Here is a 15,840-nt window from a genome sequence, read left to right as displayed (position 1 = left end):
GTCAGTGAACTTGGCCATGCCCTTGGTCGACAGTACACGGGTGATCGCCGCTGTCAGCGTTGTTTTGCCATGGTCGATATGACCGATTGTTCCGACATTGACATGCGGCTTCGTCCGCGTAAATTTTTCCTTCGCCATCTCATGTCTCCTTGGACAAATATTCAATCAGAATCAATCGATCTCTTGCGCATAATCGATTGTTACTTTGGAGCCCACGATCGGACTTGAACCGATGGCTTCCTCCTTACCAAGGAGGTACTCTACCACTGAGTTACGTGGGCAAAGATCGTCGAACCGGAGGTTGCCTTGCGCTTGGCGTTTATCAGGAAAAAATGGAGCGGGAAACGAGACTCGAACCCGCAACCCTCAGCTTGGAAGGCTGATGCTCTACCATTGAGCTATTCCCGCTTTACTCTTTATACTGCGTCGCCAAGCGCGGTACCATCGAACCAGGATGTGGTGGAGGGGGGAGGATTCGAACCTCCGAAGGCTCCGCCGACAGATTTACAGTCTGTTCCCTTTGGCCGCTCGGGAACCCCTCCACTGTATCACCAAAAGACAAGAGCAAGAAAGCTGATAACGTAACCCGCCAGCCGCTTTCTGGCTCTTGTCTTCTCTACTTCCTGGAGCTGGCGATGGGACTTGAACCCGCAACCCCCTGATTACAAATCAGGTGCTCTGCCAATTGAGCTACGCCAGCATGAGCCGGAAAATATACTCGACAAATTTTAAAAATCAATATGTTTTTACTCAAGCCGAACAATAAAAAAACCGGGAAGCGAACTTCCCGGTTTTTACTCAATACATGTGTCTGTACATCTCATCCGTTCAACGGATTCTTGACGTAAGATGATTCACGATAGCGCTCAAACGCCATGGCAAAAGTGCGATACACGAGGTGGGCGAACTTCGTGTACGGCATGTACAGGAAGAGCATTACCACCGAGATAAGATGGAGGTAGTACACGATATAGCCCAACGAGACGATACCGACCAGACGCAGAACCTCTGCCCCGAGTCCGGTCACGCCCACACCCATGATGATCCAGATCAAAAACCAGTCATAAAACGTATCGGTGGCCTTGCCAGCGGCTTGCATTCTGCTTCTGTTCATCCAGAGAATGCCGATACCGACAATCATGGCGACGGCCGAAACGTTAGCTAGCAGCTTGACCGGGTTCCACATGGAGATAGGGCCATGCATGGACGGAATCCAGATACCGATCACGTCTTGGGTGAAAAGCGAATAGCAGGTCACGATGAACAGACCGATAAATGCAAACACCAGGGGCCGATGGCCCTTGACCCGGTCGGCATTGACGGTGCACTCGCGGAACCGTTTGTGCTCCAGGATTTCAATGATGGCGGGCCACAGGAACAGTTTGACGAACTGGGGCACCGACGGCCGGTACAAGACATCGTTCTGGCCGAGGGAAGCGGTCATGCCCTGCCACAGGGTCGATATCCCCTTGTAGAGCGAAGTCAAGGCGATGCCAACCGCGGTCAGCATGATGATATCGATAAAAAGGACGTTCTTTGCCAGCAGATAAAAATCCCAATGTCCAAAAAATTGGGTGTATCCAACCTTGGCGAACTGCTCGCCGGTCGGAAAATGCATGCCGCCGGAAATCAGCCACATAATGAAGATGGCCACAGCGGGAATACCGATAAGCACCGGGAGATTGTCCTTCGAGCTGCACAGATCGGCCAGCCCCTTCGGCCAGCCAAGCGCCCGGTAGGCATAGGCTCTGATCGCACCCAGCACATCGCCCGGGCGAGCGCCGCGCGGGCACAGTTCGGTACAATCGCCGCACTGATGGCACAAGAACACGTTCGGATCCGTGATCAGCTTATCCTTCAGTCCCCATTGGGCAAGGATCATTTCCTTGCGCGGAAACGGTTTGGTGTCAGAGGAAAGCGGACATGCGACCGAGCAGGTCGCACATTGATAACACTGTTTCAATGTGTCACCGCCAGCCGCCTTCATGGCTTTGATAAATTCAAGATCGGGTTGCACGTTCATAGACATTAATTTCCTCCAGTCATGAAAGGTGAGGGGTCAACACATCGATGCCTCTCTTGCCAGAAATCGGCAAAAAGAGGTCGCCGCCATCCCACGATGGCCGAATGGCGGCGCATTCAGTTCTATATGATCAGAAGCCCTTGAACGGATTCGGCCCCATACCGACGATTTCTTCAACGAATTCATCGATGATCGTCGGGATCTTGTCGTAATCGGAAATGGCGATTTCACGGACACCGCATCGTTCAGGCTCAAGGCCAAGCGAGCCGAGGGTCTCGCCGATGTTCTCCATGCGCCGCGAAGCAATCTCAGATCCCTTGACAAAATGGCATTGGTAGTCGTCGCCATACTTACAGCCGAGCAGCAATGCGCCGTCCATACCGGAGGACATGGCGTCCTTGATCCACACCATGTTGACCGAACCCAAGCAGCGGACAGGAATGAAACGGACCAGCCGATTCATCTTGTTTCGGTGCATGCCCGACATATCGAGGGCCGGGTAGGCGTCGTTCTCGCAGACAAAAACGGCTATCCGCAGCTTCTCTTCGTCATCATCTGGTACTTCGATGGATTTGACCATCGATCCAATCATGTCGATGCTGTAGTCGGCAAAGTTGATGATCCGCTCGGGGCAGGCACCCATACAGGTACCGCAGCGACGGCAGCGGGTCGGATTGGGCAGCGGCGTGCCCTTCTCGTCGTCATCCAGGGCGCCGAAAGGACATTCTTCCGTGCAGCGCTTGCACTGGGTACAACGGGAAAAGAAGAAATCCGGATAGGTCTGGTCGCCGGAGCGCGGATGCACGGCAACACCACGGTTGGCCGACTCGATGCATTGAATAGCCTTCAAGGCTGCGCCGGTGGCGTCGTCGATGGTCTCTTCCATGGTTTCGGCCTTGCGGACGCCACCACAGTTGTAGACACCGGTCCTTCTGGTCTCATACGGGAAGCAGATGAAGTGCGAGTCGGCATAGCCGTCGAACAGATCGAGGTCGAGAAATGCCGGACCTTGGCGATAGGCAAGGTTGATCGTATTGGCGTCGGCAGTGGTCGGGACCATGCCGGCGGCCAGAACGACCATGTCGACTTCCAACTGGAGGTTCTCGCCCAGCAGATTGTCCTCGACATCCACGAGCAGGGCACCGCCGGCAGCCGCCACTTTGGTCACCGCCGCCTTGGTCATGAACACGCCGTCCTTGGCCTGCATGCTCTTGTAGAAGAACTCGGCATTGCCCGGAGTACGCATGTGCTGGTACAGAATGTAGGCCTTGCCATCGACTGGGTTGTCTTCGACCACGTAGTTGGCCTGTTTCAGGGCAACCATGGAGGTGACGGAGTTACAGTACGGAAAATCCTTGTCGTTTTCCTTGCCGCCAGGGCTCTGCACGAAAGCGACGCGGGCGGGAACATTGCCGTTCTTGGCCAATTTCTCGAATTCGGCGTTGGTCACCACGTTGGTCAACTTGCCGTAACCGAGGTGTTCATACTGGGAAACATCGGCGGGTTTCCAGCCTGTAGCCAGCACGACCGCGCCGAACATCTCGCCCTCGGGATTCAAGGTGGTGTACTTCTGCATGCCTTTATTCGGATCTTCGAGCTCGCCCTTGTTGATCAGATCTTGCTGGTCTGCGGTCACCTTGGCGGGAGCGTCCCATTCCGAGGTGGAACCGGTCACCTTAAAGGTCACGTTGAACTGACCGGGAGCACCGCCGATACGGGCCACCTCGGTGCCGGTTTTGACCGTGATCTTGGCATTGCCCTGCACCTCGGCAATCATGTCCTGAATGGTCGGATTCTCAAGGTCGGTATAGGGGTAGGCGGTGGGAAACATCTTCCGCCAGCCGAGAGCCTTGCCGCCGAGCTGGGCTTCCTTCTCGACCAGGGTCACTTCATATCCGGCCGTGGCCGCTTCCTTGGCCGCGGTCAAACCGGCGATACCACCGCCCATGACCAAGATGTTCTTGCAGATGGTTTCCAGCTTATACGGCTCGGGCAGCTCGGTCTTCTGAGCTCTGGTCACGGCCATCCGGACATAGTCAGTGCCCATTTCCTGCAGGAAATCGTCGACGCTGCCGTCCTCTTTCAACGAACCGGTCCAGGCCACTTGTTCGCGCAGGTTGCCGCGAACGGTGATGGTCTGCTCGCCGAAATTGAACTCCTGCTGCATGACGCGCGGCGAACAGGCGCAGACCACGATCGTGTTCACGCCCTGCTCAGCAATGTCTTTCTCGATGAATGTCCGGCCTTCCGCACCGCACAGGCAGGCATGGTCCTTCATTTCAATGCCGGAGTCTGAAGCTGCATCCTTCAGACCGTCAACATCAAGGACATCGCCAATGCCACAACCAGTACAAAGATATGCACCATATACTTTCTTCATTGACTCGTCCTCCTAGCGTCCGATCTGAATAGCTTTAAGGGCAGCAGCCGTGGAGGATTGTCCACTGGTGTACACATCAACGGCAGCTTTGGCACAACCGGCTGACAACATTCCCTTAGCCGCATCAGAAACCACAAATCCATTGCCATCCATGACCACATTCAACGCCTTGCCCTGCTCGCCCAGAGCGGGTTCCATACCGGTGGCCAAGACGCACATGTCAACCTTCTGATGCACCTTCGCGCCGGTAACGGCATTTTCAGCGGTGACGGTCACCCCGCCATCTCGCTCGGCGGCGATGTCGGCCACCTTGCCCTTGATGAAGATCGTGTTCGGGTCGGCCATGAACTTCTCGCGGAAGCTCTCGTACTTGCCCGGGGTGCGCAGATCGATGTAAAAGACATAGATCTTGGCTTCCGGATACTGGGCGCGGATATAGGAGATTTGCTTGAAGGTGGCCATGCAGCAAATGTAGGAGCAATGCTGCAGGTGGTTCTCGTCGCGCGATCCGGCGCATTGGACGAAGGCAAAGGAAGCAGGCTCCTTGTTGTCGCCGGGACGCAGGATTTTGCCCTTGGTCGGACCGTTGGCCGCAGCCAGACGTTCCATCATCATGTTGGTGACAATGGCATTCGAGGAGCTGTACTGCAGGTTGGTGATCTTGGTGGGATCGTAAGGATTCCAGCCGGTCGACCAGATGATGGAGCTGACTTTCAGGGTAAAGGTCTGCGGCTGCATGTCCAAATCGACCGCATTATATTTGCAGGCGGCTTTGATCGCACCCAGCGATGCAACCGAGCATGCCTCTTTGGCCAAGACATACTTGCGCGGAAAAGCCATCTCATGGGGCAGATAAACCGCTTTGGTCTTGCTCATGCCAAAGTTGAAGGCATCGTCGATTTCCTCGGCACACGCCTGGGCGCAGTCGCCACAGGCCGTGCAATTGGAATTGATATAGCGCGGCGCCGTTTCCAGCTGGACCTCAAAATTACCGGGAACGCCGCTCACCGACTTGACGGTCGTCAGCGTGTAGGTCCTGATCCGGCGATTGTCTTTGATGCGCTTAAAATTAATTTCAAGCCCACAGGTGGGGGGACAAAGTTTGGGGAAATACTGATTGAGCTGGGCAACCCGACCACCAAAGTATGCGTTCTTCTCGATAAGAAAAACATCTTTGCCGACTTCAGCAGCTTCGAGCGCGGCGGTCAAACCACTTATACCGCCACCCACAACCAGTACCGCACCATTGCCTGCAGTGTCACTCATGCCAATCCTCCATAACTGCTGGTATTGATGAAAGGTGATTTCTGGTTCAATTGATACGAAATGAGAAAAGCTACTTCATCTTTCGTCTCAACTCAAACAAAAACAACCCGGTTGCATACAAAAAATCTCCAGACTCCGCAAAGGGAGCCTGGAGATTTTTTATTCAGACAATCAATGTCTTATCGAGATCAGATCCAAGGAGTGGTCTCGATGATGTTGACGCACGGAACCTTCTCGCACTTCCATTCTTTGGTCTTCGGATCAAAGGTGGAGTTGACGAATACCTTCCAGTTCTCGTCGTCACAGGTCGGGTAGTCGGAACGATAGTAGAATCCGGGGTAACGGGATTCTTTCCGGAACTCGATGTGACGGATGTGGGTCTCAACACACCAGATGCGGTGATAGTTCTCCCAAGCGCGCATCAACTCGTGCAGATCGCCGGCAGCCATCTTCTCGGCATCTTCGCGCATCAACCGCAGCAGGTCGAGGCAGATGTTGAGCAATTTGCCGGAGGTCATGTAGTAGGTGGCAACGCCGCCGCCGTACTCGTCGGTGGCCTTCATCAGGCGCATCATCATGCCAGCCGGCTTGACGTAGTTCGGGTTCACGTCGGTGGCGGTGGTTGCATCCTTGAACTGATTGTACAGCTTAACCGGTGCGTACACCTCGTCGGCCAGTTCCTTTGCGGTCTGGGCCAACTCGGGGTTGAAGCCGGCGTTGTCGCGGCAGTACTTGACCATCTGCTTGGCAACGATACGGCCTTCAGCGTGGGATCCGGAGGAGAACTTATGGCCGGAAGCGCCGACGCCGTCACCGGCGGTGAACAGACCGTTGACGGTAGTCATACGGTTGTAGCCCCACTTGTACTGATGCGAACGAGGACCATCGATTGCAGGTACCCAGTCTTCGTTCGGACCGGAGGTCCAGATACCGCAGCAACCGGAGTGCGAACCCAGCATGTAGGGTTCGGTCGGCATGATCTCGGAACCAACCTTCTCGGGCTCAATGTCCATACCTGCCCACAGACCGGCCTGGCCTACGGACATATCCAAGAAGTCTTCCCAAGCCTCGGACTCGAGATGTTTCCAGAACTTCTTCACTTCTTTCTCATCCTTGCCGGCAGCACGCTGTGCATCCAGGAAGGCGTTCAGGGCGACGTCGGTGGCCATGTAGATCGGACCGCGGCCAGCCTTTAACTCGTTGAGCATCAGGTGGTTGCGCAGACAGGTCGGGGTAACCGCAGACTGTCCGTACGGCATGAACTGGGCCAATTCTTCCTTGACCGCCGGGCTGTTGGCGTAGAACTCGCCCAGACCGTTCTGTACTTTGGCCTTGAACAGGAGGAACCAGGCGCCAACCGGGCCGTAACCATCTTTGAAGCGTGCCGGTGTGAAGCGGTTTTCCATCATGGTCAGGGTTGCACCGACCTGAGCGCACATGGTGTAGGTGGAACCAGCGTTCCATACCGGATACCATGCACGACCCTTACCTTCGCCAGTGGACCGCGGACGGAAGATGTTAACCGCGCCGCCGCAGGCTACGAGAGCAGCCTTGCATTTGAAGACGTGAACTTTGTTCTCGCGGGTGGAGAAACCAACAGCACCGGCGATGGTGTTCTCTTTGTTCTTGTCGAGCAGCATCTTGACGATGAAGATACGCTCCATGATATTCTCTTCGCCCAGAGCCTTCTTGGCCGGCTCGGCAACGACGCACTTGTAGGACTCGCCGTTGATCATGATCTGCCATTTACCGGTACGAACCGGAGCGCCACCCTCGCGGAGGGTCTTGGCAGGCTTGGCGCCGTCGAGGTTGGAACCGTCTTCCGCTTTCTTCCAAACCGGCAGTCCCCACTCCTCAAAGAGCTTGACGGACTCGTCAACGTGACGGCCAAGGTCATAAATCAGGTCTTCGCGAACAACGCCCATCAGGTCGTTACGAACCATCTTGACATAGTCTTCGATGGCGTTCTCGCCGATGTAGGTATTGATGGCGGACAGACCCTGAGCAACGGCGCCGGAACGCTCCATGGAGGCCTTGTCGCACAGGATGATCTTCATGCCTTCGGGTGCCCACTTCTTGATCTCGAAAGCGGTGCCACAGGCAGCCATACCACCACCAACGATCAGTACGTCACAGCTATGCTCAACAATTTCCGGATCGACAACGGCAGCAAGCTCGCCTTTAGGCTTATTCGGTAATGCCATATTCCTATCTCCTCAGTAATAGTATCAAAAAGAACTAAAACGTTAATTAATCCTCAATCCGCCTTGGCGATCAGGCCAATTTGGTCGGGGTCGGCAGGTTGCTCTCGAGCAGCAAGCATTCGTCATCCAGATTTGCGCCCTTCTGGCCGGCGTAATCGTTGGAAGCGCCTTCAGCGGTGGTCCGGATGGGGAACTTGAAACGCTTTACGTTGCCGTTGCGGAATTTGACGGTCCACATGATGGAGTCAGAAGAACGCATCGGGTGCACCTGGCCGCCCAACGGCACGAAGTCATCATAACCGCGGACAAAGATTGCGCCCTGCGGACAAATCTTAACACAGGAATAGCACTCCCAGCATGCATCCGGCTCCTGATTGTATGCCTTCATAGCCTCAACATTGAGTACCATCAGGTCGTTGGGGCAGATGTACATGCAGGCGGTCTTATCTCCACCCTTGCAACCATCACACTTTGAAGGATCTACGTAACTTGGCATTAAACTACCTCCTCACTTGGATTTTCCATTATGGCACCCGATCTGGGAAGCCATCAACCTCTAACTTCTTTGTTCAAGAAACACAAATACGCATGGTTCAAGGCCATCCGTTTCCAACCGCGGCCAGGCGTGCAGCCCGTTCATTTTACACGCATTTTCAAACAATTTCCCTTGGTTGAAAAATGAACAGCCACTCATTTCCAGGCCCTGACACTATTAATTTGTTGCCATCTTGATGTCAAGAAAAATCGTCAAAACAGCACTGAACAGCAAAATTTAACGAAAGCATCAGAAATATGGATATATGCCGCGAGTCACCCCACCACGGCCCATCTTTATCCGCCTCGTTCAAGTCCTCGCCGCGCCACTGGCTGAACCGCCTTCATTCGTTTTCAGAATAGCTTGAGCGGACCAATACCTCACGCGGCCGAGACCCATCGGCCGGCCCGACGATTCCTTCCTTTTCCATGATCTCGATCATCCGCGCGGCGCGGTTATAGCCCACCCGCAACCGGCGTTGGACCATGGAAATCGAAGCCTGTCCCGTCTCCGTCACCACCGCCACAGCCTCGTCATATTTTTCATCATATTCCTCGCTGCCACCGTCGACACTCTCCGACGTCTCTTCGATGCCATGCAGGACCGATTCGTCATACTCGGCGGTGCCCTGGGTTTTGAGATAGGCCACCAACCGGTCGGTATCCTGTTCGGAGATGAAGGCCCCATGGATTCGCTGGAGCTTGGCCGCGCCCGGAGGCAAAAACAGCATGTCACCCATGCCGAGCAGGTGTTCGGCGCCGGAGCCGTCGAGGATGGTCCGCGAGTCGACCTTCGACGATACCTTAAAGGAGATACGGGTAGGAAAGTTCGCCTTGATCAGGCCGGTGAGCACATCCACCGACGGCCGCTGGGTGGCCAGGATGATGTGCATGCCCGCGGCGCGCGCCATCTGCGCCAGGCGGGCGATAGAGGTTTCCACATCCTTGGAGGCGACCATCATCAAGTCGGCCAATTCGTCGACAATGACCACGATTGCGGGCAGTTTCTCTTCCGCCACCTGGTTGTACGAGGCAAACGACTTGACCCGCCTCTCCTCCAGCAGGCGGTAGCGACGCTCCATTTCCCGAACCGCCCACAGCAAGGCGCGAGAGGCCATTTTCGCCTCCACCACCACGGGATGCAGCAGATGGGGAATATCGTCGTACACCGACAGCTCGATCCGTTTGGGATCGATCATCAGCAGCCGGACCTCCTCCGGAGTTGCCCGGAACAGGATCGAGGCGATGAAGGCGTTGATCGCGACCGATTTGCCCGCCCCCGTGGCCCCGGCGATGAGCAGGTGCGGCATGCGGGCCAGGTTGGCCACCACCGGCTGGCCGATGACATCGAACCCCAGGGCCAGGGTCAGCAGCGAAGAAGCCTCTTGATATTCGGGAGTGGTCAGGATATCGCGCAGGTAGACCGTTTTCCGGACCGGATTCGGTATCTCGATGCCAATGGCCGCCTTGCCGGGAATCGAGCCGACGATGCGCACCCGGTCGACCCGAAGCACCATGGCCAGGTCGTCGGCCAGGGTGACGATCCGGTTGATTTTAACCCCAGGCGCCGGCGAAAATTCGTAGGTCGTCACCACCGGGCCGGGCGAAATGCCGGCGACCGTTCCTTGGACGCCAAAGTCCTGCAGCTTTGAGGTCAGGGTCGCGCTCACCTCATAATAGTGCTCCCGGCTCAGCTCGACATCCTCATCCGCACGCCGGTCGAGCAGGGAAAGCGGCGGCATCTTGTACGGCCCCTTGGCGTCGGTTTTCACCGCGTGCTTTCGCTCCCGGACCGCTGGCTGCTCGCTGGCTTGGCGGGCGTCGTGCACCGGCGGCGGAGTTTCGTCCTGGGCCGAAGCGGTCTCCTCGGTCTGCTTCCGCACCCGCGATGCCTGCATCTTGACCGCGGGAGTTCGGGGTTCGGACGGCATTTCGGCCGGCGAGGCAAGACGCGGCCGCGAACGGCGCGACAGCCCCAGCGGGGAAAAGCGAACCGCCGCCATCAACGACAGCAACAAAACCAGAACCAGGACCAGCATCGTCCCGGCATTGCCGATGGCACCGCTGAGCAGGCGCCAGACCAAGGTGCCGAGATAGCCGCCCGGGGCAACGAAGGCCGAGGGCACCGCCAATTGCTCCACCGAACCAAACAGCCCCGAGGAACTGAGCATGATCCCGGATATGCCGGCGACGATGGCGGGCAGCCGGTCGGTGGCAGTGCGGGAAAGCAGGGTTGCCACCAGGGCATACCCCAGGAGCACGATGGGGAAAAAGCCGATCAAGCCGAGGAAGGAAAAGAGGTAGTGGGCCGAATAGAAGCCGATGGCACCGCACCAGTTGGCGGCGGGCGCTTGCCTGGCTGGCTCCGAACCGAGCAGCGGCACCAGGTAGCTGATGAGAGCGATGAAAAAAAACAGGGTCAGGAACAAAAGCAGCAGGGCCAGTACCTCCTGCCGCTTTCCTCCGCCCTTTTTGCTGTCTTGTTGCGCCATTGCCGCCGGTTCTCTGCCACGCCACCCCGGCCGATCCCGGCCGCATTTTTCCCGCGCTGCCCGTCAAAGGGCTTTCCCCTGTCAGTTTGCGGATGCCGGCATCGCCCTGGCCTTGTTTCTTCTTAAGGGTCAAGGCCCCTTGCACGCCTCTCGGAAAGCTCGATGCTGCGCGGCGTCGGTGCGACCTGTGGCAAGCTTCGGCCACAAACGTGCTACTGATGTAAGCCTGCTATTTGAATGGCGTCGAGCACGCCGTTGATAAAGGCCACCGAATCGTCAATGGAGTACCGTTTGGCAATCTCCAACGCCTCGTTGATCGCCACCTGGGCGGGAACATCGCCGCTATACCGTAACTCGAACACGGCGATGCGTAGGATATTCCGGTCGACCGCGGACATCCGCTCCACCCGCCAATGATGGGAGTGACCGGCCAGCAGGGTGTCGATCTCGTCGAGATGGCTGCTGATTCCCTCAACCAGGACACGACCGTAAGGTATGGCCTTCGGTCCCGCCTCGAAACTCTGGCAAAAAAACTCCCAGTCACGCACCAGCGCTTCCGCAGCGTTCGTGCGCTCCTGGAAATCGTGGCTGAAAAGAAATTGCAGGGCTAATTCCCGAGATTTACGCCGTAATCCCATAACACCTGAAAAGCGGAAGAAAAAATAAGTGCCGGAGGCAAGACGGCAGGTCGATCCACCACGCGTAATCAGCCAACTGCCTCGAGTAAATTGATCATCTCCAGGGCGGCGACTGCCACATCCGACCCTTTGTTGCCGGCCTTGGTTCCGGCCCGTTCGATGGCCTGTTCGATGGTTTCGGTGGTCAGCACGCCGAACAGAACCGGAATGCCGGCGTCGAGCATCACCTGGGCCGTACCCTTGGCGACCTCGCCCGCCACATAATCGAAATGCGGGGTGGCACCCCGGATCACCGCGCCGAGGCAGATCACCGCATGATATTTACCGGATCGGGCCATCTTCTGGGTCACCAGCGGAATTTCGAACGCGCCGGGTACGCGGGCAACCGTGATGTCGTCGCCGGCCACTCCGGAACGGGTCAGGCTGTCAATCGCCCCTTCCAGCAGTTTTTCCGAGATAAATGAGTTGAAGCGGGCCACCACGATGGCAATCTTCCGTCCCGTTCCCTGCAGATGTCCTTCTAAATAATGTGCCATGGTTGTTCCTGTTGAATATGATCACGGATCCCGGGTGACGCAGCCCATCGGCATGTCGCCGTACAGTTCCAGGATATGTCCCATCTTGTCGCGCTTGGTGCGCAGGTATTCCTTGTTTTCTTCCTCGCCGGGGATCTCGATCGGCAGCCGATCGACCACCTCGAGGCCGTATCCTTCCAGCCCGATGATTTTCTTGGGATTATTGGTCAAAAGTCGCATCTTCCGCACTCCCAGGTCCCGGAGGATCTGGGCGCCGATGCCATAGTCGCGCAGGTCGGGCTTGAAGCCGAGGCGGATATTGGCCTCGACCGTGTCCAAACCGTCGCTGTCCTGGAGTTTGTAGGCCTTCAATTTGTTGATCAGCCCGATTCCCCGGCCTTCCTGGCGCATGTACAGCACCACGCCACGCCCTTCCTGGTCGACCATGCGCATGGCGGCGTGCAATTGGGAGCCGCAGTCGCAGCGGGCGGACCCGAAAACATCGCCGGTCAGACACTCGGAATGCACGCGCACCATCACCGGTTCGTCGGGATTGATTTCACCCTTGATCAGGGCCACGTGCTCCTGCTTGTCGACGTCGTTCTGGTAGGCGATCAGCCGGAATTCACCGGCATGGAAGGTTGGCAGCCGTGCCTCGGCGGCCCGCCGGACCAGTACGTCCTTGCGCAGCCGATAGGCGACCAAGTCGGCGATGGTGGCGATCTTGAGGCCATGTTGCTCGGCAAAGACTTCCAGGTCGGGCATCCGGGCCATCGTCCCGTCATCCTTCATGATTTCGCAGATGATTCCGGCGGTGCGGAGGCCGGCTATCCGGGCCAGGTCGACCGAGCCTTCGGTCTGGCCGGTCCGGACCAGGACTCCGCCGCCCCGCGCCCGCAAGGGAAAGATGTGGCCGGGGCTGATGATGTCGCGGGGCGTGGCCTTGGGATCGGCGGCCGCCTGGATGGTTCGCGCCCGATCCGCCGCCGAGATGCCGGTGCTGACGCCGGTGCGGGCTTCGATGCTGATGGTGAATCCGGTGCCGAAGGGCGATTGGTTGTTGGGCACCATCATCGGCAGGCCTAGCTGATCGACGATGTCCGGGCTCAAGGCCAGGCAGATCAGGCCGCGTCCATGGGTCGCCATGAAGTTGATGGCCTCGGGCGTCACCAACTCGGCCGCCATGCAGAGGTCGCCCTCGTTTTCTCGGTCCTCGTCGTCCACCAGGATGACCATTTTTCCGGCCTTGATATCCTCTACCACTTCCTCAATCGAGCTGACAGCCATAACCTTGCCTCATCAAGACAGGGACGCACCGCGCCCCATTCAAAACCCACATCCACGCCCCGGAATGAGCCTCCCCGGGCTATCTCAAAAAGCCATGCTCGGCGAGAAACCCGGGATTGATGCGGGATTGGCCCCCGCTTCCCGACGTTTGCCCGGCCAGCAACTTTTCCACGTACTTGCCGATCATGTCGACCTCAATGTTGACCCAATCCCCCTCCTTAAGCCCGCCCAAGGTGGTTATCGCCAGGGTATGCGGGATGATGGACACCGAAAACCGGTCGCGGTCGCAGCTGTTCACCGTCAGGCTGACGCCGTTGATGGTGATCGATCCCTTTTCAATGACATATCTGGTCAAGCCCGGATCAAGGGAAAAAGTGAACAGGGTGAAATCGCCGGCCGGACGCCGCTGGCGGAGCTGCCCTTGGGCGTCGACATGGCCGCTGACCAGGTGACCGCCCAGACGGTCGCTGAGCCGTAGCGCCCGCTCCAGGTTGACCTTGGAACCGGCCTGCAACCGGCCCAATCCGGTGCGGTTCAAGCTCTCCGGCGAGACATCGGCATAAAACCTGTTTCCCTGAATATCCCGGGCCGTAAGGCAAGCGCCGTTGACCGCGATCGACTCGCCTTCCTCCGGGTCGGTGAAGGCAAACCCCGCCTCGATGCCGAAGATCATGCCGCCTCCGGACGGGCGCTTCTCAAACAGCGTGCCCAGCCCTTGGATGATCCCGGTGAACATCTTACTCTCCCTGCTCCAACTCGACGGCTCGTTTGGTGAATTCTTCGGCCAGGCGCGCATGCTTGAACCGGGCATGGATGCTGGCCACCGAACGGTAGGCGTCGGCCCCCTTCAGCCGCTCCCCCTGTTCGAGATAGGTTTCGGCGATCACGATCAGCACCTCGACCGCGCCCTTGGGGTTGCTGGTCAGGCGGTAGTGCTCCAGGATGTCGTAGAGCAATTCCAGCGCCTTGCCCTGATCGCCCAATTTGCGGTAGGCGGCTGCCATTTTCTTGTTCAGTGCCAGGACGGAAAAGCTGTCGTCTTCTTTTTCGCAGATGTCATGGGCGCGTTGATAGTTGGCAACCGCCATGGCATATTCGTCGCGGGCCAGACAGGCATCGCCCAGCCGGTCGGAGGCGTTGGCCACGCCGGCCTGATCGCCCTGCTCCTCAAAACCCCGGAGGGCATTGTGGAAGGCGATGGCCGCCTGGGCATATTCGCCGTCGCCATACAGCTTGCGGCCTTCCCGGTAGTCTTTTCGGGCCTGGTCCTCTTCTTCCTGCGCACCGCCGTTGTCCTTGGCCACCGGGCCAATGTTCTGCAGCGGCTGGATAAACTCATTTGCCATCGGGCTCTTCCTCATGAATGAAACGGGTGGCCTGGGCACACAGCTCGGCCACGGTTGTCTGAACCGGCTGCCCCTGTTCGTAAATGGTGATGGGGGTGGTGTCGTGCTGCAGGCCCATGATCTGAAAGCCCGCTTCCTTGGCCTTGATCCGGCCCAGCAGTCGCAGGGTCAGGCCCCGGAAGACCGGATCGGCATGGTTGAGCACCGGAAACAGGGCGTAAAAGGGGATTTTGCGGATCAGGTCGGGCCGGGTGACGGCAATTTCGCCCAATCCCCAGAGCACGGCCTCACGGGTCCCCGGATCGCCCATGAAATTAAACAGGTGGCGGGTAAAGGCCCCGTAGATGTCGGGCCGGGCGGCGATGATCGCGCCGATCGACTCGACCATGCCCCAGGAACTGGCCGCCGAATCGGAACAGGCCTCGAACAATCGGTGGAGCAAATCCGCCACCGGACCGGGCTCGCGGGTCGCCACCCGCCCGCACACCTGCCCCAGCACCCAGGCGATGCGATAGCGCATCCCGGCCTCGGGTTCGTACAAAAGCCGCTGCAGATAGCGCAGCACCTTGCGGTCATCGGCATAAAGCGCCACCAACCCGTCGACATCGCCGCTGCGGGCCAGATCCTTGACCATCTGCTTGTCGACCCGCTTCCTGGGCCGCTTGGGATCGCAGCTCGGCTCCGTGGCCGGTTCGGCAACAACCGGGGCAGCAGCCGGTGCCGCCCCCTCTTCGGCCTGCGCGGCCGGCCGGGAAGCCACCTGTTGCTCGAAACGCTTGACCAATTCGGCCATTTCCTTGTGCAAGCGGACAAAATAAAGGATGCCGCGCACGGCCCGGCCGTCGAGATTCCGCTTGGGCACCACCTGATGGGTCACCTCGTCGTAATCCTCGATGGTGCCGGTCAGGTAATCGTCCTCGGGCACCAACTCCCAGGCGAGATCCCACTGATCGTTGCAGGCGCTGACTAGGCACTCGACCATGGCCGCGCCGATGTTGTGCCCGGTGGTGTCGCTGACATAGACCGCCCCGCACTCGCAGGTTCCCATGGGGAACTCGCGCATCTTGCGCTGAATGCCCTCGGTCGGCCGGCCGATATCCATGCCGCAGAAGGGACACCAGGGTTTGAGGATCGCCTCCGCCTTGCTGCCCATGA

The 15,840-nt window shown here is 58.1% G+C and carries 13 protein-coding genes and 4 tRNA genes; all 17 read right to left on the bottom strand.

The annotated features are described in order from the left end of the window. The coding region (locus RMR13_RS13125; protein WP_310601077.1) for a GTP-binding protein at positions 1–138 on the bottom strand (138 nt) is incomplete at its 3' end. 68 nt (positions 139–206) lie between these two features. Further along, positions 207–281: transfer RNA gene (locus RMR13_RS13120), tRNA-Thr, on the bottom strand. A gap of 52 nt (positions 282–333) precedes the next feature. Further along, positions 334–408 (bottom strand) — tRNA-Gly (locus RMR13_RS13115). 49 nt (positions 409–457) lie between these two features. Next, positions 458–542, bottom strand: a tRNA-Tyr gene (locus RMR13_RS13110). An 82-nt stretch (positions 543–624) separates the two neighbouring features. Continuing rightward, positions 625–700 (bottom strand) — tRNA-Thr (locus tag RMR13_RS13105). A gap of 120 nt (positions 701–820) precedes the next feature. Continuing rightward, positions 821–2,023, bottom strand: a complete 1,203-nt coding sequence (qmoC, locus tag RMR13_RS13100) for a quinone-interacting membrane-bound oxidoreductase complex subunit QmoC (RefSeq protein WP_310601073.1) — start codon at positions 2,021–2,023, stop codon at positions 821–823. Between the two features lie 130 nt (positions 2,024–2,153). Then, positions 2,154–4,403 (bottom strand): FAD-dependent oxidoreductase, encoded by a 2,250-nt coding sequence (locus RMR13_RS13095; RefSeq protein ID WP_409070293.1) that lies wholly within the window; start codon positions 4,401–4,403, stop codon positions 2,154–2,156. 12 nt (positions 4,404–4,415) lie between these two features. Further along, positions 4,416–5,669: an FAD-dependent oxidoreductase gene (locus RMR13_RS13090; protein WP_310601071.1), complete on the bottom strand. Its 1,254-nt coding sequence runs from the start codon at positions 5,667–5,669 to the stop codon at positions 4,416–4,418. Positions 5,670–5,857: 188 nt separating this feature from the next. Beyond that, positions 5,858–7,873, bottom strand: a complete 2,016-nt coding sequence (aprA, locus tag RMR13_RS13085) for an adenylyl-sulfate reductase subunit alpha (protein ID WP_310601070.1) — start codon at positions 7,871–7,873, stop codon at positions 5,858–5,860. 70 nt (positions 7,874–7,943) lie between these two features. Continuing rightward, on the bottom strand, positions 7,944–8,369 hold the full coding sequence (gene aprB / locus RMR13_RS13080; protein WP_310601069.1) for an adenylyl-sulfate reductase subunit beta: 426 nt from the start codon (positions 8,367–8,369) through the stop codon (positions 7,944–7,946). A 382-nt stretch (positions 8,370–8,751) separates the two neighbouring features. Next, on the bottom strand, positions 8,752–10,899 hold the full coding sequence (locus RMR13_RS13075; protein ID WP_310601068.1) for a DNA translocase FtsK 4TM domain-containing protein: 2,148 nt from the start codon (positions 10,897–10,899) through the stop codon (positions 8,752–8,754). A gap of 212 nt (positions 10,900–11,111) precedes the next feature. Further along, positions 11,112–11,537: a transcription antitermination factor NusB gene (gene nusB / locus RMR13_RS13070; protein WP_310601067.1), complete on the bottom strand. Its 426-nt coding sequence runs from the start codon at positions 11,535–11,537 to the stop codon at positions 11,112–11,114. A 68-nt stretch (positions 11,538–11,605) separates the two neighbouring features. Then, positions 11,606–12,073, bottom strand: coding sequence for a 6,7-dimethyl-8-ribityllumazine synthase (gene ribE / locus RMR13_RS13065; RefSeq protein ID WP_310601066.1), 468 nt, complete (start codon positions 12,071–12,073; stop codon positions 11,606–11,608). 21 nt (positions 12,074–12,094) lie between these two features. Beyond that, positions 12,095–13,339 carry a bifunctional 3,4-dihydroxy-2-butanone-4-phosphate synthase/GTP cyclohydrolase II gene (locus RMR13_RS13060; protein WP_310601065.1) on the bottom strand — a complete coding sequence of 415 codons (1,245 nt, stop codon included), beginning with the start codon at positions 13,337–13,339 and terminating at the stop codon, positions 12,095–12,097. 79 nt (positions 13,340–13,418) lie between these two features. Next, complete coding sequence (locus tag RMR13_RS13055; RefSeq protein ID WP_310601064.1) at positions 13,419–14,075, bottom strand: riboflavin synthase; 657 nt, start codon at positions 14,073–14,075, stop codon at positions 13,419–13,421. A 1-nt stretch (position 14,076) separates the two neighbouring features. Continuing rightward, positions 14,077–14,685, bottom strand: coding sequence for a tetratricopeptide repeat protein (locus RMR13_RS13050; protein ID WP_310601063.1), 609 nt, complete (start codon positions 14,683–14,685; stop codon positions 14,077–14,079). Then, positions 14,675–15,838, bottom strand: a complete 1,164-nt coding sequence (locus tag RMR13_RS13045; RefSeq protein WP_310601062.1) for a DVU0298 family protein — start codon at positions 15,836–15,838, stop codon at positions 14,675–14,677. Before RMR13_RS13045 ends, RMR13_RS13050 begins: the two co-directional genes overlap by 11 nt. Positions 15,839–15,840: the final 2 nt, after the last annotated feature.

Origin of the sequence: Desulfobulbus sp., from assembly GCF_031547805.1 — a bacterium.
Lineage (GTDB): Bacteria > Desulfobacterota > Desulfobulbia > Desulfobulbales > Desulfobulbaceae > Desulfobulbus.
Note: the sequence above shows the minus strand (reverse complement) of the source record. Positions and strands in the feature narration are given on the sequence as shown.